28 protein-coding genes are annotated in these 24,823 nt (G+C 67.7%); 9 read left to right on the plus strand and 19 right to left on the minus strand.

The features are described 5' to 3' along the window. Window positions 1-5 precede the first annotated feature (5 nt). On the minus strand, window positions 6-1,052 hold the full coding sequence (selD, locus tag ACS5Q7_RS08330) for a selenide, water dikinase SelD (RefSeq protein ID WP_478338855.1): 1,047 nt from the start codon (window positions 1,050-1,052) through the stop codon (window positions 6-8). 116 nt (window positions 1,053-1,168) lie between these two features. On the opposite strand from selD, the gene ACS5Q7_RS08335 reads away from it, so the two are divergent. The 3 genes from ACS5Q7_RS08335 (at window position 1,169) to ACS5Q7_RS08345 (ending at window position 2,362) form a co-directional block, all read left to right on the plus strand. Further along, window positions 1,169-1,687, plus strand: coding sequence for a metallophosphoesterase family protein (locus ACS5Q7_RS08335; protein ID WP_478338856.1), 519 nt, complete (start codon window positions 1,169-1,171; stop codon window positions 1,685-1,687). A 112-nt stretch (window positions 1,688-1,799) separates the two neighbouring features. Next, window positions 1,800-2,123 (plus strand): hypothetical protein, encoded by a 324-nt coding sequence (locus ACS5Q7_RS08340; protein WP_478338857.1) that lies wholly within the window; start codon window positions 1,800-1,802, stop codon window positions 2,121-2,123. Between the two features lie 110 nt (window positions 2,124-2,233). Next, on the plus strand, window positions 2,234-2,362 hold the full coding sequence (locus tag ACS5Q7_RS08345; RefSeq protein WP_478338858.1) for a hypothetical protein: 129 nt from the start codon (window positions 2,234-2,236) through the stop codon (window positions 2,360-2,362). 39 nt (window positions 2,363-2,401) lie between these two features. Here the strand turns inward: ACS5Q7_RS08345 and ACS5Q7_RS08350 are convergent, their stop codons facing one another. Then, window positions 2,402-2,653 carry a hypothetical protein gene (locus ACS5Q7_RS08350; RefSeq protein ID WP_478338859.1) on the minus strand — a complete coding sequence of 84 codons (252 nt, stop codon included), beginning with the start codon at window positions 2,651-2,653 and terminating at the stop codon, window positions 2,402-2,404. 409 nt (window positions 2,654-3,062) lie between these two features. On the opposite strand from ACS5Q7_RS08350, the gene flaF reads away from it, so the two are divergent. Further along, entirely contained in the window at window positions 3,063-3,425 is a 363-nt protein-coding gene (gene flaF / locus ACS5Q7_RS08355) for a flagellar biosynthesis regulator FlaF (RefSeq protein ID WP_478338860.1), read from the plus strand. 160 nt (window positions 3,426-3,585) lie between these two features. On the opposite strand, the gene ACS5Q7_RS08360 is transcribed toward flaF, so the two are convergent. Then, complete coding sequence (locus tag ACS5Q7_RS08360; RefSeq protein WP_478338861.1) at window positions 3,586-3,999, minus strand: flagellar biosynthesis repressor FlbT; 414 nt, start codon at window positions 3,997-3,999, stop codon at window positions 3,586-3,588. A 232-nt stretch (window positions 4,000-4,231) separates the two neighbouring features. Here ACS5Q7_RS08360 and ACS5Q7_RS08365 point away from each other — a divergent pair, with 232 nt between their 5' ends. Continuing rightward, complete coding sequence (locus ACS5Q7_RS08365; protein ID WP_478338862.1) at window positions 4,232-5,416, plus strand: flagellin N-terminal helical domain-containing protein; 1,185 nt, start codon at window positions 4,232-4,234, stop codon at window positions 5,414-5,416. A 198-nt stretch (window positions 5,417-5,614) separates the two neighbouring features. Beyond that, window positions 5,615-6,811 carry a flagellin N-terminal helical domain-containing protein gene (locus tag ACS5Q7_RS08370; protein WP_478338863.1) on the plus strand — a complete coding sequence of 399 codons (1,197 nt, stop codon included), beginning with the start codon at window positions 5,615-5,617 and terminating at the stop codon, window positions 6,809-6,811. Window positions 6,812-6,816: 5 nt separating this feature from the next. On the opposite strand, the gene senA is transcribed toward ACS5Q7_RS08370, so the two are convergent. After that, complete coding sequence (senA, locus tag ACS5Q7_RS08375; protein WP_478338864.1) at window positions 6,817-8,106, minus strand: selenoneine synthase SenA; 1,290 nt, start codon at window positions 8,104-8,106, stop codon at window positions 6,817-6,819. A 37-nt stretch (window positions 8,107-8,143) separates the two neighbouring features. On the opposite strand from senA, the gene senB reads away from it, so the two are divergent. Beyond that, on the plus strand, window positions 8,144-9,094 hold the full coding sequence (gene senB, locus ACS5Q7_RS08380) for a selenoneine biosynthesis selenosugar synthase SenB (protein WP_478338865.1): 951 nt from the start codon (window positions 8,144-8,146) through the stop codon (window positions 9,092-9,094). A 2-nt stretch (window positions 9,095-9,096) separates the two neighbouring features. Here the strand turns inward: senB and ACS5Q7_RS08385 are convergent, their stop codons facing one another. The 5 genes from ACS5Q7_RS08385 to ACS5Q7_RS08405 form a co-directional block, all read right to left on the minus strand. Continuing rightward, window positions 9,097-9,795: a ribonuclease activity regulator RraA gene (locus tag ACS5Q7_RS08385; protein ID WP_478338866.1), complete on the minus strand. Its 699-nt coding sequence runs from the start codon at window positions 9,793-9,795 to the stop codon at window positions 9,097-9,099. Window positions 9,796-9,829: 34 nt separating this feature from the next. Then, a complete protein-coding gene (gene moaD / locus ACS5Q7_RS08390) occupies window positions 9,830-10,081 on the minus strand; it encodes a molybdopterin converting factor subunit 1 (protein ID WP_478338867.1) in 252 nt (83 codons plus the stop codon). Window positions 10,082-10,087: 6 nt separating this feature from the next. Next, on the minus strand, window positions 10,088-10,687 hold the full coding sequence (gene pgsA, locus ACS5Q7_RS08395) for a CDP-diacylglycerol--glycerol-3-phosphate 3-phosphatidyltransferase (protein ID WP_478338868.1): 600 nt from the start codon (window positions 10,685-10,687) through the stop codon (window positions 10,088-10,090). A 64-nt stretch (window positions 10,688-10,751) separates the two neighbouring features. Beyond that, on the minus strand, window positions 10,752-12,818 hold the full coding sequence (gene uvrC, locus ACS5Q7_RS08400) for an excinuclease ABC subunit UvrC (RefSeq protein ID WP_478338869.1): 2,067 nt from the start codon (window positions 12,816-12,818) through the stop codon (window positions 10,752-10,754). A 49-nt stretch (window positions 12,819-12,867) separates the two neighbouring features. Then, on the minus strand, window positions 12,868-13,572 hold the full coding sequence (locus tag ACS5Q7_RS08405) for a protein phosphatase CheZ (RefSeq protein ID WP_478338870.1): 705 nt from the start codon (window positions 13,570-13,572) through the stop codon (window positions 12,868-12,870). 299 nt (window positions 13,573-13,871) lie between these two features. On the opposite strand from ACS5Q7_RS08405, the gene ACS5Q7_RS08410 reads away from it, so the two are divergent. Continuing rightward, complete coding sequence (locus ACS5Q7_RS08410) at window positions 13,872-14,666, plus strand: L,D-transpeptidase (protein ID WP_478338871.1); 795 nt, start codon at window positions 13,872-13,874, stop codon at window positions 14,664-14,666. A gap of 64 nt (window positions 14,667-14,730) precedes the next feature. Here ACS5Q7_RS08410 and ACS5Q7_RS08415 read toward each other — a convergent pair whose 3' ends face one another. From ACS5Q7_RS08415 to pgeF, 3 genes are all read right to left on the minus strand, one after another. Beyond that, window positions 14,731-15,513: a DUF2076 domain-containing protein gene (locus ACS5Q7_RS08415; RefSeq protein WP_478338872.1), complete on the minus strand. Its 783-nt coding sequence runs from the start codon at window positions 15,511-15,513 to the stop codon at window positions 14,731-14,733. A 201-nt stretch (window positions 15,514-15,714) separates the two neighbouring features. Then, window positions 15,715-16,617: an outer membrane protein gene (locus ACS5Q7_RS08420; RefSeq protein WP_478338873.1), complete on the minus strand. Its 903-nt coding sequence runs from the start codon at window positions 16,615-16,617 to the stop codon at window positions 15,715-15,717. A gap of 239 nt (window positions 16,618-16,856) precedes the next feature. Further along, window positions 16,857-17,639, minus strand: coding sequence for a peptidoglycan editing factor PgeF (gene pgeF, locus ACS5Q7_RS08425; protein WP_478338874.1), 783 nt, complete (start codon window positions 17,637-17,639; stop codon window positions 16,857-16,859). A gap of 135 nt (window positions 17,640-17,774) precedes the next feature. On the opposite strand from pgeF, the gene ACS5Q7_RS08430 reads away from it, so the two are divergent. Next, window positions 17,775-17,954 carry a hypothetical protein gene (locus ACS5Q7_RS08430; RefSeq protein WP_478338875.1) on the plus strand — a complete coding sequence of 60 codons (180 nt, stop codon included), beginning with the start codon at window positions 17,775-17,777 and terminating at the stop codon, window positions 17,952-17,954. Window positions 17,955-17,999: 45 nt separating this feature from the next. On the opposite strand, the gene ACS5Q7_RS08435 is transcribed toward ACS5Q7_RS08430, so the two are convergent. The 7 genes from ACS5Q7_RS08435 to rplI all read right to left on the minus strand — a co-directional run bounded on the left by ACS5Q7_RS08435 (window position 18,000) and on the right by rplI (window position 24,796). Further along, window positions 18,000-19,070, minus strand: a complete 1,071-nt coding sequence (locus ACS5Q7_RS08435; RefSeq protein ID WP_478338876.1) for a class I SAM-dependent methyltransferase — start codon at window positions 19,068-19,070, stop codon at window positions 18,000-18,002. Next, window positions 19,067-19,969, minus strand: coding sequence for a prolipoprotein diacylglyceryl transferase (gene lgt / locus ACS5Q7_RS08440; protein WP_478338877.1), 903 nt, complete (start codon window positions 19,967-19,969; stop codon window positions 19,067-19,069). Before lgt ends, ACS5Q7_RS08435 begins: the two co-directional genes overlap by 4 nt. A 44-nt stretch (window positions 19,970-20,013) precedes the next feature. Continuing rightward, window positions 20,014-20,883 carry a VOC family protein gene (locus ACS5Q7_RS08445; RefSeq protein ID WP_478338878.1) on the minus strand — a complete coding sequence of 290 codons (870 nt, stop codon included), beginning with the start codon at window positions 20,881-20,883 and terminating at the stop codon, window positions 20,014-20,016. After that, window positions 20,880-21,782, minus strand: coding sequence for an SMP-30/gluconolactonase/LRE family protein (locus ACS5Q7_RS08450; protein WP_478338879.1), 903 nt, complete (start codon window positions 21,780-21,782; stop codon window positions 20,880-20,882). Before ACS5Q7_RS08450 ends, ACS5Q7_RS08445 begins: the two co-directional genes overlap by 4 nt. A gap of 10 nt (window positions 21,783-21,792) precedes the next feature. Beyond that, entirely contained in the window at window positions 21,793-22,242 is a 450-nt protein-coding gene (locus ACS5Q7_RS08455) for a cupin domain-containing protein (protein ID WP_478338880.1), read from the minus strand. A gap of 270 nt (window positions 22,243-22,512) precedes the next feature. Then, the gene (locus tag ACS5Q7_RS08460) at window positions 22,513-24,000 is read right to left on the minus strand and encodes a replicative DNA helicase (RefSeq protein WP_478338881.1); all 1,488 of its coding nucleotides are present in this window, start codon (window positions 23,998-24,000) and stop codon (window positions 22,513-22,515) included. Window positions 24,001-24,223: 223 nt separating this feature from the next. Then, a complete protein-coding gene (gene rplI, locus ACS5Q7_RS08465; RefSeq protein WP_478338882.1) occupies window positions 24,224-24,796 on the minus strand; it encodes a 50S ribosomal protein L9 in 573 nt (190 codons plus the stop codon). Window positions 24,797-24,823 lie beyond the last annotated feature (27 nt).

Consider the following 24,823-nt stretch of genomic DNA (forward strand, 5'->3'; position numbering starts at 1 on the left):
GGACCTCACGTCGCAACACGGATTCGGGCCGTGCCGTGCTCCATCCGGCCGATGATCGCAGCGGCCGGGCAGCCCGCCGCGCGGATGCGCTCGAGGATCGCAGATGCGCTGTCGGCGCTGCACGAGACGAGCAGGCCGCCCGAAGTCTGCGGGTCCGTGAGGAGGTGGCGGCGCCAATCCGGCAGATCGTCGGGCAGATCGACGTTGCCGCCGAAGGCCGTCCAGTTCCGGTGCGAGGCGCCGGTGACGTAGCCCTCCCGTGCGAAGTCTTCCGCCAGCGGCAGGAGGGGCAGCCTGTCCGCGTCGAGAACCAGGGTGAGCCCCGCGCCACGGGCCAGTTCGAGGCCGTGGCCGAGGATGCCGAAGCCGGTCACGTCGGTGAGCGCGTGCACCGCCGGGTCGGCGGCGAGGTCCGTGCCCACCCGGTTGAGGAGGGTCGTCGTCGCGATGAAGTCGCGGTAGCCGGCCTCCGGCAGGCTCTCGCGCTTGATGGCGGCGGAATAGACGCCAACTCCGAGGGGCTTGGTGAGGATCAGCACGTCGCTGGCCTGCGCATCGGCGTTGCGCCGCACGGCCTCGCGGCGGCAGGTGCCGATCACGGCGAGCCCATAGATCGGCTCCGGCGTGTCGATGGAATGGCCGCCCGCCACGGGAATGCCGGCCTCGCCGCATTTCTCCGCGCCTCCGCGCAGGATTTTGGCGACGACCTCCGGCGCGATCTTGCCCACCGGCATCCCGAGGATCGCCAGCGCGAAGATCGGGCGTCCCCCCATGGCGTAGACGTCCGAAATGGCGTTCGTCGCGGCGATGCGCCCGAAATCGGCGGGGTCATCGACCATCGGCGTGAAGAAGTCCGTGGTGGCGATGATGCAGGTGCCATCCTCCTGCTCCCAGACGGCGGCGTCGTCGGCGGTTTCGTTGCCGACGAGGAGTTGTTCGAACCGGCCGGCGGCGGGCTGGTCCGCGAGGAGCGTGCGCAGGACCTCCGGGTCGAGCTTGCAGCCGCAGCCTCCCCCGTGGGCGAGGCTCGTGAGGCGCGGGCTGTCGGTCATCGGCGAGGCTCCATCGCGGATCGGTTGCCTCCTCGGGAGGCTTGGACGTAGCGGCAAGGTAGTGCGGCCGGGGCGTCAGGGATACCGTGCCGCGCGCCGCCACGGGGGAGGCTCGTGTGAGGATCCATTTCACCGCCGATACGCATTTCGGCGATCCCCGCGCATTGCGCTTCGACCACAGGCCGTTCCCCGATCTTGATGCACATGACGAGGGATTGATCGCCGCCTGGAACGAGGCGGTCGCGCCGGGCGATACGGTCTGGCACCTCGGCGACTTCGCCCTCGGGCCGCCGCCGCATCGGATCGCGGAGATCCTCGGCCGGCTCAACGGCGACAAGCACCTCATCGCCGGCAACAACGATGGCCCGGCGACGCTCGCTGCGTCGGGCTGGGCCTCGGTGCGAAGCTATGCGGAAATCGCGGTCGAGGGGCGCGCCCTGGTCCTGTGCCATTACGCCTTCAGGACGTGGAACGGCATCGGGCGCGGAGCCCTGAACCTCCACGGCCATAGCCATGGCAAGCTCTCGCCGATGCCGAAGCAATACGATGTCGGCGTCGATCCCATGGGTTTCGCCCCAGTCGACCTCGCGGCCATCCTTTCCTCCCGCCGCCGCAAAGCGCGGCCGTCGACGTGAGGAACCGTTCCGGCAGCTTCGCAGTTGAAGCCGGCAGAACACGAACGCAGCTTAGATCTGCGGAAGCATTCGTCACTTGGTTAATCGTTTACGTTCAGCAACAGTCGAAGCCATGCAAAACCTGCGAACCCGTCTTTCAGCCTGCCTCTTCGGCGTGATCGCCGGTTCCGTCGTTGCGACCTCGGCTCTGGCGGTTCCCGCCTGCATCGAGGCGCGAAAAAAGGTCGATGAAGCCGCAGCCCTGCGCTTCCAGGTCCGCCAGGACATGCGGCTCGGCGACCACGATCGGGTCTGCGACACCCTCGATGAGATCGGCGATCGCTACAACGATGCCCGTGACGCCTTCGACGATTGTGGCGAAGGCGTGATCGCCATTGATTTGCGGGGAGAACTGCGGCAGCTGCGCATCGCAAAGAAGATTAACCGCTGCGATTGATGATAGGCAGCATTCGCTGAATTCGTGCGCCCGCGCACAGCGGGACAGACCATTCTCCAACAATCAGATGCAACGGACGGCTTGAGCGCCGCCGGGGAGCTTGTTCGACCATGTCCAACGCCACGAGCCACACCGATGTCGCCGTCGCGAACGGTCCGTCCTTCGTCGCCGCCCTGTGCGGTTTCGTCAGCTCGATGGTCGCTGCCTCGGCCCTCGTTCTGCTCCTCGTCGCGCTCTGAGCACGACACGGCCCCCGGTCGTCCGGGGGCATCGGCGCCTCACGGGGTGACCGACCAGAACCGCTGCCGGTTGAACAGGATGTCCTGAACCGTCTGGCCCGAAGCGGCCGTGCCCGCATCCGGGCGGCATTGCAGCTCCGGTGGCCGACCGGACGCAGCCGCCGGGGTAATCGGCAACGGCGCTGCGACCAGACCGAGCTTCGCCTGGAATTCGGGCTGGCGCGCTGCGGTGATCGTCAGGATACCGGCGATCAGAGCACCGGCAACGGCGCCAAGGGTAAAGTTCAACATACGCGCTACGACCCGTCGGGTCTCGATCTGCGGCCTGTCCAACTTCTCGCGCGATATGTCGGCTGCAAGATGGCAGAGGACACCGATCTCGCCAATTCGACCCAGGACCGAGCATGGGGCGGGAAGCTTGAGAGTTCGTGAATGATCTCAGGGACATGACGGGTACTGCGCCCGGCATTCGGCGGTTGCACGCTGGCGGTGCATTCGGCCTTGGCGTCAGCGATCTGTGATTGGTGTGAGCGTTTTTCAGTACCATCCCACGGGGAGGCACCGTGAATCTCAGTTTGCGGCCACCCGCTGCTAACCGAGTTCAGACTTCGGGATTGGGACTCACCGGCTCTTAACTGGTCTTGCGCGAGAACGCGGTTCGCCCGCCTGAACCACAGCGCCGCGCAAACCAGGGAATGCGATGAGCTACGCTGCCAATGCCTACGCCAAGACCTCGCGCAGCGTCCTGACCGCCCGAGAGGCGGAGTCGGCGGTGCTGACGAAGGCCGCACAACGCTTGCAGATGGTCCGCGACGACTGGGCCAACCAGTCCGGCGAGTTGGTGGCCGCGCTGAACTTCAATCAGAAGGTCTGGACGATCCTCGCGACCTCCGTGACGGACCCGGCCAACGAGCTTCCCGCCGATGTGAAGCAGGGCGTCACGAAGCTCGCGGTGTTCGTCTTCCGGCACATGGTCGACACCATGGTCGATCCGGCCCCGGAGAAGCTGACGCCGGTCATCACGATCAACCTCAACCTCGCGGCCGGGCTCGCCGGGCGCTGAGGCGCCGACCGAGAGGCTGTCATATCCTCGGGGGAACTCGGCTCGTGCCGTGTCCCCCGTTTTTGCGAGTGCAGCGAAGCCATCCAGGGGCGCGCCGCATCCGGTCAGGTCCCGCACTCTGAGATTGCTTCGCTTTCGCGTGCAACGGCGAGGACGGCCCTCAGGACGCGTCGGCGGGCGCTTCCTTCTCCGCCAGAAGGCTGCGCAGCTGGTCCTCGTAGGCGAGAAGATCCTTGCCCCGCTTCAGGGCGCGATACAGGTCGCCGCCCTGCACCTGTTCGTAGATCGCGGCGATGTAGGGCCGCGTGCTCGGCGCCGCTTCCATCAGGTCGTTCGCCTGCAACACGAAGCTGTTCTCCGCGAGCGTGGGATCGTCGGCGAGATACATCAGCGTCAGGGCGAAATAGATCCGCTTGCACGGGGTATCGGCTTCCGATTCTGTGATGATGTCGCTCTCGCGCAGGAATTTCGTGTTGGTCTCGATGACGAAAGTCGACCGGCGTGGCCCGTTGCGGATCGCGGCGTTGCCGATGATCAGCCGCTCGTCCGGCTTCAGCTCGATTTTCAACGGCATGGTGGAGCCTCCTTCGCAGGCCCCTTGTGGTAGTCCGACCACGTTAACGATGCGCTAACCGTGCACGCGATCGGCGCCGAGGCGGAGTTTTTACTTGTCATTAACCGAGATTGACTGAACAGCCGCTCGGAACAAAAGCAGACAAACTTTTTAAGACAGTCGAAAGTCGGCGGGGCCGAATGTCCGCTCGCCTCCAAAAAGGAGGTGCACTACCCAGAATGGAAACTACGTCATGTCCGGCATCACCCTCACCGCCGCCACCCGCCAGAACCTGCTCTCCCTGCAGGACACCGCGTCGCTGACGGCCACGACCCAGAACCGCCTCGCCACCGGCAAGAAGGTCTCCTCGGCCCTCGACAACCCGGTGACGTTCTTCACCTCGCAGTCCCTCGACCAGCGGTCGGGCGATCTGTCGAGCCTGCTCGACGGCATTTCCAACGGCGTGCAGGCGATCCAGGCGGCCAACCAGGGCATCACCTCGATCCAGAAGCTGGTGGACCAGGCCAAGTCGGTCGCCAACCAGGCGCTCTCGACCCAGATCACCACCACCGGCACCGCTTCCACGGCCTTCACGACTCCGACCGCCGCCACCACGATCAACCTGTTCGTGAACGGCACCTCGACCTCCGCGACGATCCCGGCCAACGCCACGATCGACCAGGCGGTCACGGCGCTCAACACCGCAGTCGGCGCGGGCAGCTTCTCGAAGGACTCCACCGGCACCAAGCTCGTTCTGAACGCGAGCTCGGACGTCGAGTTCTCCGCCGCCACGGACCAGACCAACCTCGGGTTCGCGACCGGCTCCGGCAGCACGACGGCTTATGGTGCCACCAGCGCCGTCGCGCAGAGCTCGGATCTCACCGTCTCCGGCGTTTCGGCCCGCTCCAGCCTGGCTTCGCAGTACAACAGCTTGCTGACCCAGATCGATCAGCTCGCCAGTGACTCGAGCTACAACGGAACGAACCTGATCGGCGGCAAGGGCACGAACAACAACCTGACGATCAACTTCAATCCGAAGGGTAACTCGAACCTCGTGGTCACGGCGACCGACGAGACCTCGAGCGGCCTCAGCCTGAGCGCGATCACCAGCAAATCGCTTGGTGGCACGGTCGGCCAGGGCAACTTCCTGCTCAACAACGACATCAACAGCACGCTGAACAAGCTGACCACGGCTTCCACCCAGCTGCGGACAGACTCCTCGACCTTCGGCTCGAACCTCACGGTCGTGCAGAACCGTCAAGACTTCACCAAGAACCTCATCAACGTGCTCGACACGGGCTCCGCGAACCTGACGAACGCCGACCTCAACGAGGAAGCGGCCAACTCCCAGGCCCTCTCGACCCGCCAGTCGCTCGGCATCTCGGCCCTCTCGCTGGCGAACACCGCCCAGCAGGGCATCCTCCAGCTCCTGCGCTAAGCCTAGCGCCGGAACCGGAACCGACGACGAAACGGCCGGCGCATTGCGCCGGCCGTTTCCATTTGTGATGTATGTCCCTGGAAGGAACGATCAGCATTGATCTTCGCGAAGACGTTTTAACGTTCCGGAAAGCATGTTTGTGATTTGATCTGGATAACGCGTGGATAGCTCGCGCTTCCATCGATCGGGGTCACGTCTATGTCGTCCGAAATCACGCTCACCGCCGCAACCCGTCAGAACCTTCTCTCGCTGCAGGACACCGCCGCCCTCCAGGCGACCACGCAGAACCGCCTCTCCACCGGCAAGAAGGTCTCTTCGGCCCTCGACAATCCGGTGACGTTCTTCACCTCGCAGTCCCTCGACCAGCGGTCCGGCGACCTGTCGAGCCTGCTCGACGGCATTTCGAACGGCATCCAGACGATCCAGGCCGCCAACCAGGGCATCACCTCGATCCAGAAGCTGGTGGATCAGGCGAAGTCCGTGGCGAACCAAGCCCTGGCGACGCAGATCACCACCACCGGGACGGCGTCGACCGCCTATTCCGTCGTGAACACGACGGCCACCTCGACGATCAACCTGTTCGTGAACGGCTCCTCCACCTCGGTGACGCTGCCGACCGCCGCCTCGATCGACCAGACGATCACCGCCCTGAACGGCGTGGTCGGGGCCGGCAGCTTCTCCAAGGATACGACCGGCACCAAGATCGTGATCAACGCCAGCGCGGACGTCGAGTTCGGCAGCACGACGGATCAGTCCAAGCTCGGCTTCGCGACCGGCAGCGGCACGCCCGTCACCTACGGCGGCACCACCGCCGCGGCCCAAAGCTCGGACCTCGTGGTCAACGGCGTCACCGCCCGTTCGGCGCTGGCGAACCAGTACAACAGCCTGCTCACGCAGATCGACCAGCTCGCCACCGACGCAAGCTACAACGGCGTCAACCTGATCGCCGGCAAGGGCACGAACAACAACCTGACGATCAACTTCAACCCGAAGGGCAATTCCAGCCTGATCGTCCAATCCTTGGACGAGACGTCGAACGGCCTCGGTCTTCAGGCGATCACCGGCACCTCCTCGGGCACCACGGTCAGCGGCCAGGGCAACTTCCTGTTGAACAACGACATCAACTCGACGCTGACCGGCCTCACCAAGGCCTCCAACCAGCTGCGGTCTGACTCCTCGACCTTCGGCTCGAACCTCTCGGTCGTGCAGAACCGCCAGGACTTCACGAAGAACCTGATCAACGTGCTCGATACGGGCTCGTCGAACCTGACGAACGCCGACCTCAACGAGGAAGCGGCGAATTCGCAGGCCCTCTCGACCCGGCAGTCGCTCGGCATCTCCGCCCTGTCGCTGGCCAACACCGCCCAGCAGGGCATCCTGCAGCTGCTGCGCTAAGCGTCCTACAGGGCGACGGTCCGGAAGCCGGCGAACACGTCCCGCCGCTCCGGGCCGAAGAAATTGCGGTACATCCCCGTCACCATGCGGGCGCGGGTGGCCCAGGCCCCGCCCCGCAACACCTTCCGGGTGCCGAAGGACGGTTCGGAATACTCGCGATACGCGTCCGGCGCGAAGCCGGGGAAGGGGAGGAAGGCACTCTCCGTCCATTCCCACACATTGCCGATCATCTGCCGACAGCCCCACGGGCTGTCGCCTTCCGGGTGGCCGGCGACATCGACGGTGCCGAGCCGCAGGCCGTCGAGATTCGCCAGGATGCGATCCGGGGCGGCTTCACCCCAGGGATAGGTGCGTTTCGTCGCCGCGAGACTTCCATCCGGAGCGCGCGCCGCGATCGCCGCCGCTTCCCATTCCGCCTCGGTCGGCAGGCGGCGCTCGGCCCAGCGGCACCACGCCCGCGCCTCGTGCCAGTTCACGTGGATCACCGGCCGGTGCGGCTTCAGCGGCGCGAAGTTGTCGAACTCCTGAACTTCCCATCCCTCCGCGCCCCGGCGCCAGTAGACCGGATGCGCCGCCTCCGACCGGGCGAGCCACGCCCGCCCGTCCTCGTCCCAGAAGCGTGTCTCGCGATAGCCGCCATCCTCGACGAAGGCTGCGAATTCGGTGTTGGTCACGGGCGCGCGGGCGATGCGGAACGGGGCGATCTCGATTGGATGCGCCCATTTTTCGTTGTCGAAGACGAAGCGGCTCGCGTCTCGCTCCGCGCCGAGCCGCAGGATGCCGCCGCCGACCTCGACGTCGCCCGGCAGGGGGCCGGCCTCCTCGGGGGAGGGGGCTCCGATGGCGGGGCGAGGCTGGCCGAGCGTCTGGCGGGTGTAGGTGAAGGCCTCGGCGTGCATATCCTCGTGAAGACCGACCAGCCGATAGAGGTAGGCCTCCTCCGGCGTGGGGTCCCGCCCGGCGAGGCGCGTGCCCAGCGCGTCCTGGACTTGCTCCATATACGCGAGCGTGTCGCTGAGGCTGGGCAGAGGCAGGTCCCAGCGCGTTGCATGGGGGACGGCAGCCGAATCATAGAGAGAATCGGCATCGGCCCGCAGGGGTGATCGCCCGTCGAGCCCGCGCAGGACGAAGTGCTCATGGAACCACGCCAGATGGCCGATCTCCCACAGGAGCGGGTTCACGATCGACAGGCGCGGTCCCATCAGCGCCTCGTCGTCGAGACCATCGAGCAGGGCGAGGGTCCGAGCGCGGGCGTCGCGCAGGGGGGCCATCAGATCGGTGTCCCGTGCGGTCATTCCTGCTCCCCCATCTTCGGCTCGGTCCCGACCTGACATGCGCATCGCCATCGCGACACCCCAAGCCGCCACGCGCCGAACGGGAAACCGTGCCACGGCGACGCGGTGGGCCGGCTTCCTGAGGGAACTCGGTCACGAGGTTGCGATCAACCCCGCGCCCGAGGGCAAGTTCGATGCGTTGATCGCGCTTCATGCGTGGCGTAGCGCCGATGCCGTGGCGCGATACCACGCGGATCACCCAGGCAAGCCGGTCGTGGTCGTTCTGACCGGGACCGATCTCTACCACTTCCTCGACGCCGACCCCGCGCCGACCCTGCGCTCCCTCGATCTCGCGGACCGGCTCGTCGGCCTGCATGACAAGGTCGCGGAAGCGCTGCCGGAGCGCTTTCGCGCGAAGCTGCGGGTGATCCACCAATCGGCGCGTGGCCGAGCCGAGCGGACGATGCCCATCCCGGACGCGTTCGAAGTGCTCGTCGTCGGGCATCTGCGGACGGAGAAGGATCCGTTCCGCGCCGCCCTGGCCTCGCGGCGTCTGCCGCCGGACTCGCGAATCCGAATCGTGCATCTCGGCGGGGCGCATGATCCCGCCTGGGCCGCGACCGCCAGAGACGAGATGCGGGACAATCCGCGCTATGTCTGGCTCGGTGATCTCCCGGCGGCGCGCGTGCGGCGGCTGATGGCCCGCGCCCGGCTGATGGTGCTGTCCTCGATCATGGAGGGCGGGGCGAACGTCATCTCGGAAGCCCTGGTTTCCGGCCTGCCGGTCCTGGCGTCGCGGATCGACGGCTCGGTCGGCCTGCTCGGCGAGGATTACCCGGGCTACTACCCGACAAGCGACACCGCCGCGCTCGCCCAGCTGCTCCACCGGGCCGAGGCCGAGCCTGGTTTCCTGGCCGCCCTCGAGTCCGCCTGCGCGGCGCGGGCGCCATTGTTCACGCCGGAGCGGGAGAAGGCCCGGCTCGGCGAACTCCTCGCCGAGCTTGCGTAGCGCTACTTTTTCGACGCCTCGTAGCGCGCCTTGTTCTCGGCGTTCGGCGGGTAGAGGCCGGGCAGGGCCGCGCCCCGGTTGACCTCGTCCATGATCCAGCCCTCGAAGCGCTCCTGCTCCGGGGCGAGTTCGAGCACCGTCTCGATCAGGGCGGCGGGGATCAGCACGGCGCCGTCCGCGTCGGCCACGATGATGTCGTCGGGGAACACCGCGACGCCGCCGCAGGCGATGGGCTGCTGCCAGGCCACGAAGGTGAGGCCCGCCACCGAGGGTGGCGCCGCACCGCCCTGGCACCACACCGGCAGGCCGGTGCCGAGGACGCCCGCGAGGTCGCGGACCACCCCGTCCGTCACGAGGGCGGCGACGCCCTTCTTCGCCATGCGGGCGCAGAGGATGTCGCCGAAGATGCCCGCATCGGTCACGCCCATGGCATCGACCACGGCGATGCAGCCCTCCGGCATCGCCTCGATTGCGGCGCGGGTCGAGGTGGGCGACGACCAAGATTCCGGTGTCGCGAGGTCTTCGCGCGCGGGCACGAAGCGGAGGGTGAAGGCCCGGCCGACGAGACGCGGCTGGTCCGGCCGCAGGGGCCGCGTACCGCGCAGCCAGACGTTGCGCAGGCCCTTCTTCAGCAGAATGGTGGTGATGGTGGCGGTGGTCACGCCCGCCAGTGTCTCGATGATCCGCGCGTCGTTCGACATTCGCGATGTCTCTCTCGTTGCGGCGGGCTAGCCCTCAGCCGCCGGTCATCGGGGGGAAAAAGGCGATCTCGCCGGCGCCGGCGATGGGCGTGTCGGGCTTGGCGTGCACGCGGTCGATGGCTGCGCGTACGATTCCCGGGTTCTCGAAGGCGTAGGCGTATTCCTCGCCCCGGCCCGCGAGCCAGCGGGCGAGGTCCGATACGGTGACAACCTCCGGCGGGGGCGTGAGGGTTTCCTCGGCCTTGCCGACGCGCTCGCGCACCCAGGCGAAATAAACGAGCTTCATGCCGGCCTAGCGCGGATCGTTGATGACGTGGCGGATGCCGGCCCGCATGTAATCCCATCCGGTCCAGATGGTGAGGGCGGCGGCGAGCCAGAGCAGGGCGAGGCCGATGGCCTGTGTGCCGGGCAGGATGATCTCTCCCGCCGGGCCGGCGACGAGGAAGCCCAGCGCGATCAACTGCACGGTGGTCTTCCATTTGGCGATCCGGCTCACCGGCACGCCGACCTTCAGCTCGGCGAGATATTCGCGCAGACCCGAGACCAGAACTTCCCGGCACAGGATGACGATGGCCGCCCAGACCGATGACCCCGTGATCGTGTGGTCGGCCGCGAGCATCAGCAGGCAGGCGGAGACGAGGAGCTTGTCGGCAATGGGGTCGAGCATCCGCCCGAGGGCCGAACTCTGCTGGTAGGTCCGCGCCACGTAGCCGTCGAGATAGTCGGTCACGGCGGCGGCGACGAACACCACGAACGCCACGGAGCGGGCGGTGATCGAGTCCGGGTAGAACAGCAGCGCGACCATCACCGGCACGGCGACGAGCCGCCCGTAGGTCAGGCAGTTCGCCAGATTCCAGGCCTGGGACCGTCGACGGGGCAGGACGGCGTTCATCGGAGGCGTGAAATCAGAGCGCGGCAATCCCGTCAACGGCTCGGCCCCATTCTCGTGGCCCGGCTCAGGCGCCGGCATGGAAGAAGTCGTAGACGGCGCGTGCCGTCGCTGCGTTGACGCCGGGAGTCTTGGCCAGATCCTCGTAGGCCGCACGCTCGATCGCCTTCACCGTTCCGAAATGGTGGAGCAGCGCGCGCTTTCGAGAGGGACCGACGCCGGCAATCTCGTCAAGCGGGTTCTTCGTGAACTCACGTTTGCGTTTGGCACGGTGGGTGCCGATGGCGAAGCGGTGCGCCTCGTCGCGCAGGCGCTGGACGAAATACAGCGTCGGGTCGCGGGGCGGCAGCTTGAACGGCGGCTTTCCCGGCACGAAGAACGTCTCGCGGCCGGCATCGCGATCCCGCCCCTTGGCGATGCCGACAAGGGGTACGTCCTCGACGCCGATCGCGGCGATGGCCGCGCGGGCCGCCTCCAACTGGCCCTTGCCGCCGTCGATCAGCACGAGGTCGGGCCAGGCGGGGAAGGCGTCGGCATCCATGGCATCGGCCTCCGGCACCGGCTCGGGAGCGCCGCCCTCCGCAGCGGCGGCAGCCGCCTCCGGCGCGTTGCGCGGCGCTTCCTTGACGAGGCGCTTGAACCGCCGCTGAAGCACTTCACGCATCATCCCGAAATCGTCGCCCGGCGTCAGCTCCTCCGACTTGATGTTGAAGGTGCGGTAATACTGCTTCATGAACCCGGTCGGCCCGGCGACGATCATCCCGCCGACCGCGTTCGTGCCCATGATGTGCGAGTTGTCGTAGACCTCGACGCGCCGCGGCACCCTGTCGAGGCCCAGCGCCTGCCCCAGCGCCGTCAGCAGCTTGCCCTGCGAGGCCGTATCCGCGAGACGGCGGGCCAGCGCCTCCTTCGCGTTACGCTGGGCGTAGTCCACGAGGTTCTTGCGCTCGCCGCGCAGGGGCCGGTGTATCTCCACGCGGTACTCGACCCGGCTCGACAGGGCGGCACCCACCAGTTCCGCATCCTCGACGACGTGGCTGGTCAGCACCACCCTGGGGGCGGGCTTGTCGTCGTAGAACTGGCTGATGAACGAGCCCAGCACCTCGTCCGCCGTCATGGAGCGGTCGGCCTTCGGGAAGTAGGCGCGGTTGCCCCAGTTCTGGAAGTTTCGGAAGAAGAACACCTCGATGCAGAACTGGCCGCCCTGCTCATCCAGGGCGAACACGTCGGCCTCCTCCACGCCCTGCGTGTTCACCCCCTGCACGCCCTGGATGGCCGAGAGGGCGGCGATGCGGTCGCGGAAGCGGGCGGCGCGCTCGAATTCCATCGCTTCCGAGGCATCCTGCATCTCGGCGCGCATCCGGTCCTTCACGGCATTCGACTTGCCGGCGAGGAAGGCGCGGGCGGAATCCGCCATCGCGGCGTAATCCTCCTTGCCGATCTCCCCGGTGCACGGGCCGGAGCAGCGCTTGATTTGGAAGAGAAGGCAGGGCCGCGAGCGGTTTTCATAATAACTGTCGGTGCAGGTGCGCAGCAGGAACGCCCGCTGCAGGGCGTTCACCGTGCGGTTCACCGCCCAGACGCTGGCGAAGGGGCCGTAGTAATTGCCCTTCCGCCGCCGTGCGCCGCGATGTTTGACGATCTGCGGCGCCGGTCCATCCTCGGTGACGAGGATGTAGGGGAACGACTTGTCGTCCCGCATCAACACGTTGAAGCGCGGCTTCAGCTGCTTGATGAGATTGGCTTCGAGGAGCAGGGCCTCGGTCTCGGTGGCGGTGGTGACGAACTCCATCGCCGCCGTCTGCGAGATCATCCGCGCGATGCGGTTGGAATGCGCTTGGCCCCTCGCATAGGAGCCCACCCGCGCCTTCAGGTTCTTGGCCTTGCCGACGTAGAGGACGTCGCCCTTGTGGTCGAACATCCGGTACACGCCGGGAGAGGCGGGCAGCGTGTTCCAGAACCGGCGGATGACCTCCGTGCCGGCTTCCACCGCCCCCGGCTCGAAATCGAAGTCGATTTCGGCGGAGGGCTCGGCCGTCAGCGTGGCGTCCGACTCGTCGGCATCCTCGATTTCGGCGGCGCGGCCATCGTCGAAGGTGTCGGGGGGCAGGTCGTTGAGGGCTCTGCGGCTCATTCAACGAATGTAGGCGCTTTCTCTCGCCTCCGCATCGCGGAGTTGAGGATCAATCGAACAGCGCGTCGATGTCCGACTGATCGACGTGGCCCGGATCGTCGGGCAGCTTCGGCCCGTTGAGCAGCCCGCGCTCCTCGTCCTCCACCTGCGGTGTGGTGGCGGACACGAGGTCGCGGAAGCTGTCGAGGGCCGACCACGCGGCGATGACGCGGTCGAGGTGTTCCTCGATGAACTTCATGACCTGGACGATCTTGCTGATGCGCTGGCCCGTCAGGTCCTGGAAGTTGCAGGCCTCGTAGGCGTGGACGACCCGGTCGAGGATCGCGTCCACATGCGGGCGGGCATCGGGCGTCAGTTGCAGGGAGCGCAGCACGGCCGCATGGCTCTCCACGTCCTCGACCACGCCCAGCAGCGTCGAAGTGGCGCGCTCGGTCGATTCGACCACGGCGTCCAGCTCGTCCGCCGCCCGGCGCATGCCCTTGCCATGCGTCTCGGAGCGATGCAGCGCGGCGAGATCGGACTTGGTGCGGACGATCGCGTCCTTCATGGAATCGAGCTCGCCGCGCATGGCGAGGGCGTCGTTCAATTCCTTGCGGCAGGCTTCCACCGTCTCGCTGGCGCTCGACTGCATGATCCGGCGCAGATCGCCGATCGCCGAGAGGATCTCGTCCGAGCGTCCGGGCTGGGTCAGTTCAATAGGGGCCTGGATTTCGAGGCCCAGGCTCTGCTCGATACGGTAGCGTTTGGTCTTCATCGGTCGGCTGACGGCCTGCGCTTGCTCGATAGGCTTAGGTTTGTCCGAAAACCATTAGCGGACCGTGACCGAGCGACTATCCTTTTGCGATCCGATCGGCCCTGTGGCCGGTCCACGGATGCGCGCCGGCCGAAATCCCGTCACGACCATGCAATTGACGGTTGATTCACGCTGAATTCTGCCATTCGTGGAAGGAGATGGATTGGTGAGTCGTTCACCAAGAACATCAACCGCATTGCGCCGATTGGGAGCCGATCCTCCGCGCCACAGGACGAGACGTCCGCTGCGGAGTTGCTGCGATGACCAGTGAGAGGGTGGTGTCGGTTGCCGGTTTAATGCTGGCGGCCCTTTTGTGCGGGCCGGCCTCGGCCCAGCAGGCCCGTTATGCCGAAGCCGCGCCGACGGGCGGCTATGGCGGCGGGTTGATCGAGTATCTGGTGACTGGCCGCGCCGACAGCCCGGTCCGAGGCAACTGGCCGCGTCCGAACGCAGCGGTGCAGCGGCAGGCGGCGATCATCGCGGGGGACCGTGTTCCGCCCTACGGCGAGTCGTCCTTCGCGCCCTACGCGGCGCCGACCGCTTCCGCCGCGCCGCCCGTGGCGAATCCTGCCTATGCGTCCACGCCCGATTACCGGGTGAGCCAGGAGATGGACCCGCAATACCTCCGTCAGGAAGTCGCCTTCGACGGCAGCCAGCGTCCGGGTACGATCGTCGTCGATACGGCGTCGAAGCACCTGTTTCTCGTTCAGCCGGGCCACAAGGCGATCCGCTATGGAATCGGTGTCGGCCGGCCGGGCTTCTCGTGGAGCGGTTTGAAGACGGTGAGCCGCAAGGCGGAATGGCCGGATTGGATCCCGCCCGCCGAGATGCTGGCGCGCCGGCCCGACCTGCCGCGCCACATGGCCGGCGGCCCGGCCAATCCCCTCGGCGCGCGGGCGCTCTACCTCGGTTCGTCGCTCTATCGCATCCACGGGACGAACGAGCCGAACACGATCGGCCGCAACGTCTCCTCGGGCTGCATCCGTATGATGAACGAGGATGTGATCGACCTCTACGAGCGCGTGCCCGTCGGAACGCGGGTCGAGGTGCTGTAGCCAACGAGAAGGGCCCGGCTGGGAAACAGCCGGGCCCTCGTCATCTCAAGTCGTGGCGGTTGGATCAGGTCCAGTCGCTGTCGTCGCCGCCGCCCAGGTCGCCGCCGAAATCGCCGCCCTGGTCGCTCCAGCCGGCATCCTGGAAGCCGGCATTGTCGCTGCCGCCGCCGAGGGCCGAGCCGAGGTCGTCGTTGCCGCCGGCTCCGGCGCCGTCCCCGTAGTAATTGTTCACGACCGTCTCACCGCCGCCGCCGAGCCCCGCCGATGCGGCGCTGCCGAGGGCGGAATGGCCACCCGCGAAGGCGTTCGACAGGGCGCTGCCGAGGAGCATGCCGCCCGCCGCGCCGGCCGCCATGGGCAGCGCGGTGGCGAGGAAGCCGCCGCCACGGGCCGGAGCCTGCTGGCCCGCCCACGGTCCGCCCTGCTGCGGGTAGCCGCCCTGCTGCGGATAGCCTTGCTGGGGATAACCACCCTGCTGCGGGGCGTAGCCCGGCTGCTGCTGGTTGCCCCAGGGCTGACCGGCGGGACGCTGCTGCGGATAGCCCTGTTGCGGCTCCTGCGGACGCGCGCTGCCGCTGCCGCCGAAGATGCTCGACAGGAAGCCACCGCCGCCGCCCGAGGATTGCGACGCGGACGACTGGCTCTTCGCCTCTTCCAGCTGCTGGTTGAGGCTCTTGATCGCCTCTTCCTGCACGTAGATCAGCTGAGCCATCGCGTAGGGCGCGTAGGGCTGCGCACGAAGCTTCTCGGCGATGAACCGCTCGGCATCGGCGTCACGCGGCTGGCTCTCGGCCTGCTGCAGACGCTGGAAGATGCCGGAGATGATATCGCGTTCCTCGCTGTTCATCGGAACCTCCTCGGATCGAGCGCACGACCGGCGGCGCACCGCTCGGCTCGGGCAGGACATGGGATCGCGGTGACGCTTTGTCAGGGGCGCATTGCAAAATTGTCATGCCGCCGAGAGCCGGCCGTAAGACGCGAAAAAGCCCGGCCGAGGGGCCGGGCTTCGCGAGGGGGCCGCAGCTGTGAGGCTGCGGCGGTATTCGGCTTAGTACGAGCCGAACTTGTAGTTCACGCCGGCGCGGACGACGGCGAACTCGGTGGAGGCGCGGGTGTTGGCCGGGCCGGAGATCAGCGTCACGCCCGGGGAGGTCGTGGTGATGGTCTGGCCGAAGTTGTTCGTGGCGAAGGCGCCGGCCGCGTTGCGGCTGCGGTCCAGGTTCACGTACAGGCCTTCGACCTTCAGCGTGACGGCCGAGGAGCGGAAGAAGTTCAGGAACGAGTCGGTCGGGAGAGCGTACTCGACACCGCCGCCGACAGCGTAGCCGGTCTGGAAGTCGTCGGAGCGCACGCCGGTGCCGAACTGACGGCCGCCGCCGGAGCCGTAGGCGAAGCCGCCGGTGCCGTACACGAGGGTGCGGTCGAAGGCGTAGCCGAGGCGACCGCGGACGGTGCCGAAGTAGTCGAGGCCCGACAGGCCGTTCGGGTTGTAGACGAGGGTGCCCGGGATGATGGCCGAGCCGGCCGGAGCGGCGGCCGAGAAGCGGTTCCGCTGGGCGCCGAAGTCGGCGTACTGGGCGTCAGCTTCGATACCGACGACCACACCCGAACCCGGGGTGAACTGGTAGTTGTAGCCGATCTGGCCACCGCCAACGAAGCCTTCGTTGTTGTTGCGGTTGGAGAAGGCGAGGACGCCGGTGGTCGGGACGTTGCCGGCGGCGAAGATCGCGTTGCCGGGGGAGACGCCGACGACGGTCGGGGCGCGGCTGGACGAGGCGTCGAAGCCGTAGCCGGCGTTGAAACCGGCGTAGAAGCCCGTCCAGGTGAAGACCGGAACCGGGGTGAAGACCGGCGGCGGAGCAGCGCGGCGCGGCAGATCGGCGGCCGAGGCGGCGGCAGTCAGGCCGGCGAGCCCGACGAGAGCGGTGGTGGCGCGAAGGAAGAGTTTCATCGTTATGGTCCTCACTGGTGGTCCGGCTGAGCCGGTCCGAACTGGTCGATCCAGCGGTTCCGAGGTTGCTTGTCGCTCGACGATGCCACCTGCTGCTTATGCAGCCCCTTTGTGTGGCCCGCCTTTATCCTCGTTACCTTGACGCTTTAAACGCGCCCGAATGGTCAAGGTTCGATTGCTGCCACGCTTTTTTTGCGGCGATGTCCCCGACAGATTGTCGCACCCCCTTTTCGGCCCGTTCAGTGGGTCAGTGCGATGGCCGAGATGAGGCGGCCATAGTCGGGCTCGCCGCGATGGGTGGTGCGGCGGAAGCTGTAGAAGCGATCCGGCTCGGCATAGGTGCAGCGGTTGAGGGCGGTCGCCTCGCCGATCCCGGCCTCCGCCAGCCTCGCGAGGATGAACCCCGGCAGGTCGAACTGCGCATGGTCGGGCCGTTCGCCCGGCGCGAGAAACCCTTCCATGCCGGGGGCTTGCGCCCTGAAGCGGGTGATGAAATCCGGCCCGACTTCGTAGTTCGCCTGGCTGATCGTCGGGCCGAGGACAGCGACGATGGAGGAACGTTCCGCTCCGAGCCGTTCCATCGCGGCGATCGTGGCGCCGATCACCCCCGTCAGGGCGCCCTTCCACCCGGCATGGGCGGCGCCGATCACCCGGTTGTCGGGATCGGCGAAGAGGATGGGACCGCAATCGGCGGTGGCGATGCCGAGCGCCAGACCCGGCACCCGCGTCACCATTGCGTCGGCCTTCGGGCGCTCATCGATGGGGAAGGGCGCCTCCACCGTGACGACTTCCGCCGAATGGACCTGGTACAGGCTCACGAGCCGGTCGGCGGGCAGGCCGAGGGCGGCGCACATCCGGCTGCGGTTCTCGGCGACGGCCTCAGGACTGTCGCCGGAGCCGAGGCCGCCGTTCAGGGAGGCATAGAGGCCGTCCGAAACGCCGCCGAGCCGGGTGAAAAAGGCGTGGCGGATCGCCGGATGCGAGGACAATTCCGGCGCCTCGATGAATTGGCCTGCGCTCATAGCCCCGCCCTCACATCAACTCTGCTGCCCCGATAGCCCAAGGCGATCCGCAAGGCGATGTGATACCGATGTTGCAGTGCCGCATTATATGGGCACGGCTGGCTACGGCCGGCGGCACTTCGATGGAGGACCGCCATGCGGCAGACGGACGAGACCGAGCGTCAGAAGCATTCGGCGCCGCACAAGATACCGGGCGCCCTGACGCCCCCGGTGCCTTGCTACGAACTCCCGGAGCCCAAGCCCGAGGCTTCGGACGACGAAGGCTCCAAGGCTTCGAAGGACACCACCTCCGGTTTCAGCTCCTTCGAAAGCTGAACCCCAGGCACGCAAGCGCCTCCCGCGAGCAAGGCGGGGGGCGCCTCAACCCGGCGAGAGGCCGGGCAGTGGGCCGATATCCGGCGCCGACATCGCCATCACCTTGAACAATCGGCCCATGCCCTCGGGGCTGTCATCCGTCAGCCGCGCGACCGCGGCGTCGATGGCCTCCGCCTGGGCATCGTCCGCGCGCAGACGCAGCTTCGCGGCGCGCTCGCGCAGTCCCAGGGCCATGAGGAACGCGCCCTGGTCGATGGGGCCGTGAACGGCCGCGCGGGCCTCCCGGGCTGCGCGCGCGAGGGCCGCGAAATCGACATGGCAGGTCAGGTCCGCCTCGCCCGGCGCGGCGAGGGGATCGGCGAAGGCGTGGCCCGAAAGGGCCTGCAGCGTGTCGCCGAAGCCGGGGCGGACATGCCCGTAATCGAAGGCAAGCAGCACGCCGCCCCGCGCGCAGACCCGCTCGGCAAGACTGCGCACGAGATCGAGGGCCGGACCGGGCACCGAGACCACGGCGCCGGTCGGGGCGTTCGCGGCGATGCCCGGCGTCGGCTCCGGCGCGAGACCGAAGGCGAGGCCGCCCTCGGATCCGAGCCCCACCAGACGCTCGTGCCAGCCATCGGGCGCGCGGACGAACTGGCGCACCGGCAGGCAATCGAAGAACTCGTTGGCGATGAGGATCGCCGGCCCGTCCGGCAGCGTGTCGGGGGAAGCGTGCCACGTCGCGCCGGCCCCCGCGAGCCGGCTCTCCTGCGCCTGCCGCAGCACGGGGCTCGTCTCCACGAGATGGGGGGCGATGCGCACCCCCGGCGCGGCGGCACCCAGAGCCCGCAGGGCGTCGGCCATCAGCGTGCCCCGGCCGGGGCCGAGTTCGGCGATGAGGAGCAGGTCCGGCGCGCCCATGGCCTGGTGGACATAGGCCGCCCAGGCGCCGACCAGCTCGCCGAACATCTGCGTGATCTCGGGGGCGGTGGTGAAGTCGCCCCGCGCCCCGAGGGGATCGCGCGTGCGGTAATAGCCGTGGATCGGGTGGCCGAGGCACAGGGCCATGTAACGGTCGATGCCGATCGGCCCCGTCTCGCGGATGATGGCCGCGATCTCGCGCCCCAGCGGCGTCACGCCTCGGCGCGCGCGGCCGGCGCCTCCTCACCCGTCGCGGCGGCGGCCGTCCGCTTCGGCCGGGTGCGGCCCGTGGCGGCGAGGACGATGTAGGTCAGCCCCACCAGCATCATCGGGATGCAAAGGAGCATCCCCATGGTCACACCGCCGCCCATCGGGCCGAGGCCGTCGCCGAACAGGAAACCCAATTGTGCGTCGGGCTCGCGGAAGAACTCGCACGCCGTCCGCGCCACGGCGTAGCCCAGCACGAAGATGCCGCCGAGAAGCCCCGGCTTGCGGAAGCCGAAGCGCCGCGCGCAGATCGCCATGACGATGAAGAGCAGCAGGCCCTCGGTCGCCGCCTCGTAGAGCTGGCTCGGGTGGCGCGGCAGCGGCCCGCCGGTCGGGAAGACGATCGCGTAGGGGAAATCGGGGGCGATCCGGCCCCACAATTCGCCGTTCACGAAATTGGCGATGCGGCCGAAGAACAGGCCGATGGGCACCACCACCGCGCCGATGTCGAGCAAGGTGTAGCCGTTGAGCCCCCGCGAGCGCGCGAACAGCAGGAAGGCGAGGATCGCGCCGAGAAAGCCGCCATGGAAGGACATGCCGCCGTTGCGGATGGCCAGGATCTCCCACGGGTTGGCCATGTACATCGGCAGATTGTAGAAAAGCACGTAACCGATGCGTCCGCCGAGGACGACGCCGAGCGCCACCCACACGACGAGATCGTCGATGTCCGTGGGGACAGGGCGCTTCACCACGCCCCACAGCCGGTCGGCCATCACGAGGCGGCGCGCGTAGTACCACCCACCGATCAGGCCGGCGATGTAGGCGAGGGCGTACCACTTGATGGTGATCGGCCCGATCGCGATGGCGACGGGATCGATCGCCGGAAAAGGCAGGGCGAGGAGCGGCATGGGCGGGATCTCCGCGGCGGGAGTGGCGCCGCAGGCCCGCGCCGTCAACCCCGGCGCAGGATGAGGAACCCGTGTCCGTCCGGCCCCGTGCCGTCGCAGGCGCTGCCGTCCGAGGAGAGCCGCGCGCTGCGTAACGATCCCGCGAGGGCGGCCGGATCGTTGGCCGAGACCACGAACCGCGTGCTCGCCCGGTCGGACGGCCCATAAGCTTGCACCGACCGGCTCCGCAACGGGGTGCGGTAATGCAGAAGCTCCACATGCGGGGCGGGCACGGGCGGCGATAAGGCGATCACGTCCACGACGGGATCGGGCAGGCCGTCGAGCCGCGCCTGCTCCGGCCCCTGGTTTAGGCCCCGCTCCGAGACCGTCAGGCCGAGGCCTTCGAGGCAAGCGATGGCGGCGTCGCGGTCGGTGACGGTGATGGCCGAATGGTCGATGCCGAGGAACAGGCCGGGGGCACCGGCCCAGCGCGCGGCGGGCTTGCCTTCGGGGAAGTGGATGAGTTCGAGGGGGTGCCCGTCCGGGTCGCGGAACTTGTAGGCGACGACGCCCCCAGTGGAGGGCGGCAGCACCTGCGGGCCTCCCTGGCTGATCGGCTCGGCCACGAGCCCGCGTGTCGCCGCCGCCATGTCGCGGACGACGATCGCGAGGTGCTGGAAGACCGGATCGGTCGCATCCGCCCCGGCGGGGTAGGGGGCGCCCGGCGGATCGGCCTGCACGAAGGCGACGTGCTGTTCGCCGAGGCGCATCCGCAGCCGCCGGCCCGACAGGCCGAGCACTTCCGCTTCCGCCGACGGCACCGGCTCCGGCGGGGCTTCGGATTCGAAGCCGAGATGGTCGCGGTAGAAGCGCTCCGTCCGGTCGAGGTCGGCGACGGTGCGGTCGAAGCGCAGGATTGCGCGGATGCCGCTCACGGCCGGCTCGCCCCGCGCACGTTCGTGTAGATCGCATAGACCGTGTGCGAGGCGCACAGGAACAGGCGGCTGCGGTTGCGCCCGCCGAAGGTGAAGTTCGCCACGGTGGAGGGCACGAGGATCTTGCCCAGCAACTCGCCGCCGGGATCGAGGCAATGTACCCCGTCGCCGGCGCTCGACCAGAGATTGCCGTCCTCGTCGCAGCGAATGCCGTCCGCGTTGCCGGGGTCGATGGTGCAGAACACCCGTCCACCGGAAAGCCGCCCGTCGTCGCCGACATCGAAGACGCGGATGTGCTGCACCGGCTCGGCCGCGAACTGAAGACCGGTCTCCACGATGTAGAGGCGCGTCTCGTCGGGCGAGAAGCACAGGCCGTTCGGCCCCTGGAAATCGCCGGCCACCACCCTGAGTGAGCCGTCGCGCGGGTCGAAACGGTAGACGTTGGCCGGAAGCTCCGCCTCCTGCTTGCCGCCCTCGTAATCGGTCTGGATCCCGTAATGCGGGTCGCTGAACCAGATCGTCCCGTCCGACTTCACGACGATGTCGTTCGGGGAATTGAGGCGCTTGCCCTCGTAGCGCTCGACCAGCGACGTGATGCTGCCGTCGAGCTCGGTCCGGTGGATACGCCGGCCTCGATGGGCGCAAGAGAGCAGCCGCCCCTCGCGGTCGCGGGTGTGGCCGTTTTCGAAGTCGCTGTCCCGGCGGAAGACGCTGAGGCCGCCGCCCTCGCTCCAGCGCATCACCCGGTTGTTGGGCAGGTCGGAGAACAGGAACTCGTCCCGGTCTCCGAACCAGACCGGCCCCTCCGTCCAGCGGAAGCCGTCGGCGAGCTTTTCCAGTTCCGCGTTCGGCAGCACGCAGCGCTTGAAGCGCGGCCGGATCAGTTCGTACCCATCCATGGCGCGGCGCTCACTTGAAGCGGCCGGGCTGGTTGACCGTCGGCGTCACCTCGAGCCCGGTGACGATCATCGCGCAGGGCTCATCGCCCACCGTGCCGGAGAGATGGCCCTTCTTGCCGTCGCGCTCCTTGGTGTTCTGGTCCTCGCCCATCATCAGTTCGCCCGGTCCCATCTCGACACGGGTGCCGTCCATGGTCTCCACGAACCAGCGGCCGGAGAGGATGGCGATCCATTGCGGGCGGGGATTCTCATGCCACTCGCCGACCCAGCCGACCGGCAGGACGGTGAAGGTGACGCCGGCTTCAGTCTTCTCCTGCTTGTCGTTCCACTGCGGCGCGGTCTGCGGATCGACGCCCTCGAACTTGAACTGCGTCAGCTCGCACTTCGTCTGCCGGCTGATCCCGTCCGCGTCTGTGTAGACGTGCCAGTAGGCCATCGTCGGAGGGGTCGGCTCGCTCATCGTCGCTCCTTGCGCCACTTCGTGCGGACGTGCGGGCAACGTGGCTCGCGGCGGCGGGTTGCCACCCGCCATCGCAGCCGAGTGATGCATGAGGGGAAGGGATGCGCCCCCCGCCGCCACGGCAAGGGCTTGGCGGCGGTTCAAATTCTCAGCCAAGGAAACACTCCGTCATTGCGAGCGGCGCGAAGCAATCCGGTAGAGCGACGTTCGGGACTGTCCCGCTGCCCTGGATTGCCTCGCTCCGCTCGCAATGACGGATGAGGTGGACAGTTACATCCGGTCGGGCAGGCGGTCGTCCTGCGCGAGGTTCGAGAAGCGGGTGATGTTCGCGTCGAACTGCAGTTCCACGGTGCCGGTCGGGCCGTGGCGCTGCTTGCCGATGATCACCTCGGCCTTGCCGTGGACACGCTGCATCTCGGCTTCCCAGGCGAAGAACTCCTCCGTGCCCTCGCGCGGCTTCTTGTTGCCGACGTAATATTCCTCGCGGAACACGAACATCACCACGTCGGCGTCCTGCTCGATCGAACCCGATTCACGCAGGTCCGAGAGCTGTGGGCGCTTGTCGTCGCGGTTCTCCACCTGACGGGAGAGCTGGGACAGGGCGATCACCGGCACCGCCAGTTCCTTGGCCAGCGCCTTTAGGCCGGTGGTGATCTCGGTCATCTCCTGCACACGGTTGTCGCTGCGCTTGCCCGAGCCTGACAGCAATTGCAGGTAATCGATGATCAGGACATCGAGACCCTTCTGCCGCTTCAGGCGCCGGGCGCGGGCCGACAATTGGGCGATGGAGATGCCGCCGGTCTGGTCGATGTAGAACGGGATCGTCTGCATGTCCCGCGCCGCATCGGTGATCTTGTAGAAGTCCTCCGGCCGGATGTCGCCGCGCCGGATCTTGTAGGACGGCACGCCCGATTGCTCGGCGATGATACGCGTCGCCAATTGCTCCGCCGACATTTCCAGCGAGAAGAACCCGACGATGCCGCCGTTCACCGTGCGGATCGTCCCGTCCTGATGCTTCTCGCCCCGGTAGGCCTTGGCGATGTTGAAGGCGATGTTGGTGACGAGCGAGGTCTTGCCCATGGCCGGGCGGCCGGCGAGGATGATCAAGTCGGACGATTGCAGCCCGCCCATCTTCGCATCGAGGTCGCTGAGCCCGGTGGCGATGCCGGAGAGCTTGCCTTCGCGCTGGTAGGCCTTGGCCGCCATGTCGACGGCGGCGGTGAGGGCGTCGGAGAATTTCTGGAAGCCGCCATCGTACTTGCCGGCCTCGGCCAGCTCGTAGAGCCGCCGCTCCGTTTCCTCGATCTGGTCGCGGGGGGCCTGCTCCACGGGCGCCTCGTAGGCGCCGTTCACCAGCTCTTCGCCGATGGCGATCAGCCGGCGGCGGATGGCGAGGTCGTAGATGGTGCGGCCGTACTCGGCCGCGTTGATCACCGTGGTCGCGTCGGCGGCGAGGCGGGCGAGGTACTGGATCACCGTCTGGCCGCCGAAATCGGCATCGCCCAGATAGGTCTTCATGGTGATCGGCGTCGCCAGCTTGCCGGATTTGATCAGCGAGGCCGCGACGGTGAAGATCTGCTGGTGGGCATCCTCCATGAAGTGCTCGGAGAGGAGGAAGTCCGACACGCGGTAATAGGCGTCGTTGTTCACGAGGATGGCGCCGAGCAGCGCCTGTTCCGCGTCGATGTTGTGCGGGGCGACGCGGTATTCCGCCTTCACCGCTTCGAGCTTGGCCGTGATCGCGTTGGGCAGTGCCATCGGCGGAACGTCTCCCGTCTGGCGCCCGAGCGGCGCATCTCACATCCCGACCATCGCCTCGAGTGGTTGACCGAAGCTTAGCCGAACACCGCGCCCCAGGGTCTCACCCCGGATGCGCGAATGCCCGCCGACTCGAAAGCGGGCGGGCATCCATGCTGGAACAAATACGGAACGTGTCAAGCGGTGAGCGCGGTTCTCCCCGCAATCACCGCTGTGCAGGGCTTCAGCCCCGGTCGTCCGCACCCTCGCCGGCATCGGCCAGGGCCGCGCCGACTTCGAGGCCCAGGTCGTCGAGGTTGAACGCATCGCGCTCGATGACCGCCTCGCCGCGGGCCTGACGCTCTGCCTCTTCCGGGCTGCGGGCGACGTTCATGGTGATCTCCACCACGACCTCGGGGTGCAGGGTCACCGGCACGGTGAACAGGCCCAGCGTCTTGATCGGCTGGTTGAGGACGATCTGGCCGCGCTCGACGTGGAAGCCATCCTTGGTGATGATCTCGGCGATGTCGCGCGTCGAGACGGAGCCGTAGAGCACGCCGGTCTCGCCGGACTGGCGGATGAGCGTGAAGCTCTGGCCGTTCAGCTTCTCGGCGACGGCCTCGGCGTCCTTCTTGCGCTCGAGGTTGCGGGTCTCGAGCTGGGCGCGCTGCGCCTCGAAGTGCTTCTTGTTGGCCTCGGTGGCGCGCAGGGCCTTGCCGCGGGCGAGCAGGAAGTTGCGGGCGAAGCCGGGGCGGACGTTCACGGTCTCGCCCATCTGGCCGAGCTTGGCGACGCGTTCGAGCAGGATCACTTCCATTGTCTGTCTCCTTCGGGGGTCGTTTGG

Source organism: Methylobacterium sp. Gmos3 (assembly GCF_056430985.1).

Coding starts and splice junctions, on each gene's coding strand:
- selD (WP_478338855.1), bottom strand. CDS start 1,052: ATGACCGACAGCCCGCGCCTCACGAGCCTCGCCCACGGGGGAGGCTGC.
- moaD (WP_478338867.1), bottom strand. CDS start 10,081: ATGAAGCTCGTTTATTTCGCCTGGGTGCGCGAGCGCGTCGGCAAGGCC.
- ACS5Q7_RS08405 (WP_478338870.1), bottom strand. CDS start 13,572: ATGAAGACCAAACGCTACCGTATCGAGCAGAGCCTGGGCCTCGAAATC.
- senB (WP_478338865.1), top strand. CDS start 8,144: ATGCGCATCGCCATCGCGACACCCCAAGCCGCCACGCGCCGAACGGGA.
- ACS5Q7_RS08370 (WP_478338863.1), top strand. CDS start 5,615: ATGTCGTCCGAAATCACGCTCACCGCCGCAACCCGTCAGAACCTTCTC.
- ACS5Q7_RS08455 (WP_478338880.1), bottom strand. CDS start 22,242: ATGAGCGAGCCGACCCCTCCGACGATGGCCTACTGGCACGTCTACACA.
- ACS5Q7_RS08365 (WP_478338862.1), top strand. CDS start 4,232: ATGTCCGGCATCACCCTCACCGCCGCCACCCGCCAGAACCTGCTCTCC.
- ACS5Q7_RS08340 (WP_478338857.1), top strand. CDS start 1,800: ATGCAAAACCTGCGAACCCGTCTTTCAGCCTGCCTCTTCGGCGTGATC.
- pgsA (WP_478338868.1), bottom strand. CDS start 10,687: ATGAACGCCGTCCTGCCCCGTCGACGGTCCCAGGCCTGGAATCTGGCG.
- ACS5Q7_RS08460 (WP_478338881.1), bottom strand. CDS start 24,000: ATGGCACTGCCCAACGCGATCACGGCCAAGCTCGAAGCGGTGAAGGCG.
- ACS5Q7_RS08420 (WP_478338873.1), bottom strand. CDS start 16,617: ATGAAACTCTTCCTTCGCGCCACCACCGCTCTCGTCGGGCTCGCCGGC.
- ACS5Q7_RS08450 (WP_478338879.1), bottom strand. CDS start 21,782: ATGGATGGGTACGAACTGATCCGGCCGCGCTTCAAGCGCTGCGTGCTG.
- ACS5Q7_RS08385 (WP_478338866.1), bottom strand. CDS start 9,795: ATGTCGAACGACGCGCGGATCATCGAGACACTGGCGGGCGTGACCACC.
- ACS5Q7_RS08410 (WP_478338871.1), top strand. CDS start 13,872: ATGACCAGTGAGAGGGTGGTGTCGGTTGCCGGTTTAATGCTGGCGGCC.
- ACS5Q7_RS08350 (WP_478338859.1), bottom strand. CDS start 2,653: ATGTTGAACTTTACCCTTGGCGCCGTTGCCGGTGCTCTGATCGCCGGT.
- ACS5Q7_RS08415 (WP_478338872.1), bottom strand. CDS start 15,513: ATGAACAGCGAGGAACGCGATATCATCTCCGGCATCTTCCAGCGTCTG.
- flaF (WP_478338860.1), top strand. CDS start 3,063: ATGAGCTACGCTGCCAATGCCTACGCCAAGACCTCGCGCAGCGTCCTG.
- ACS5Q7_RS08360 (WP_478338861.1), bottom strand. CDS start 3,999: ATGCCGTTGAAAATCGAGCTGAAGCCGGACGAGCGGCTGATCATCGGC.
- lgt (WP_478338877.1), bottom strand. CDS start 19,969: ATGCCGCTCCTCGCCCTGCCTTTTCCGGCGATCGATCCCGTCGCCATC.
- rplI (WP_478338882.1), bottom strand. CDS start 24,796: ATGGAAGTGATCCTGCTCGAACGCGTCGCCAAGCTCGGCCAGATGGGC.
- pgeF (WP_478338874.1), bottom strand. CDS start 17,639: ATGAGCGCAGGCCAATTCATCGAGGCGCCGGAATTGTCCTCGCATCCG.
- senA (WP_478338864.1), bottom strand. CDS start 8,106: ATGACCGCACGGGACACCGATCTGATGGCCCCCCTGCGCGACGCCCGC.
- ACS5Q7_RS08345 (WP_478338858.1), top strand. CDS start 2,234: ATGTCCAACGCCACGAGCCACACCGATGTCGCCGTCGCGAACGGTCCG.
- uvrC (WP_478338869.1), bottom strand. CDS start 12,818: ATGAGCCGCAGAGCCCTCAACGACCTGCCCCCCGACACCTTCGACGAT.
- ACS5Q7_RS08430 (WP_478338875.1), top strand. CDS start 17,775: ATGCGGCAGACGGACGAGACCGAGCGTCAGAAGCATTCGGCGCCGCAC.